1 protein-coding gene and 1 pseudogene are annotated in these 640 nt (G+C 68.6%); one reads left to right on the forward strand and one right to left on the reverse strand.

What is annotated here, in order from left to right:
• Positions 1-97, reverse strand: a pseudogene (locus IE312_RS42410) (SigE family RNA polymerase sigma factor); the annotation flags it as partial.
• 233 nt (positions 98-330) lie between these two features.
• Between IE312_RS42410 and IE312_RS42415 the strand changes: the two are divergent.
• Positions 331-640 (forward strand): MFS transporter (locus IE312_RS42415; RefSeq protein ID WP_229900583.1); only part of this gene is annotated, 310 nt, incomplete at its 3' end.

Below are 640 nucleotides of genomic sequence, written 5' to 3' on the forward strand. Positions count from 1 at the left end.
CCCCCGTGAGGAGAAATGCCGTGCGCATCAGCCGCGGCCAGCGGCCGACCACGAAGCTCTGGAACTCCTCGTTCCGAGTCTGCTTCCCGTCCCCCATGGGCACCTCCTAGATATTCAAAGGAGTCCATGGACCGCCCGGACCGTTGCCCCGGCGCGCGGATTCGGAGGGAAATCCCTTGGGCCCGGGGCCCCCGCCGGCCGCCGGCCCGTGCCGACCGGTCGGATTCCCATGAAACGGTCAAGGATTCGTTAGCGGCCCGAAGCAACGGAATAGTTGCCTGTGCATACGAGGTTTACCCAGCACTCATGACACGCGGGAGGCCTCACCCCATGCCAGACACGACGACCGACCAGCCCACCCGGAGAGCGGGCGGCGCCGTTGTCCCCGTGCTCGCCTTCGCGGGCATCGTGGTCGCGGTGATGCAGACGCTGCTCGTACCGGTCATCAAGGACCTGCCGCAGCTGCTGGACACCGCCCCCAGCAACGCCACGTGGGTGCTCACCTCGACCCTGCTGTCCGGCGCCGTCGCCACCCCGATCATGGGCCGGCTCGGCGACCTCTACGGCAAGCGCCGCATGCTGATCCTGAGCCTCGCCGTGATGGTGGCCGGCGCCCTGGTCAGCGCGGTCACCAGCCAGC

It is taken from the genome of Streptomyces capoamus (assembly GCF_014654935.1).
Classification (GTDB): Bacteria; Actinomycetota; Actinomycetes; order Streptomycetales; family Streptomycetaceae; genus Streptomyces; species Streptomyces capoamus.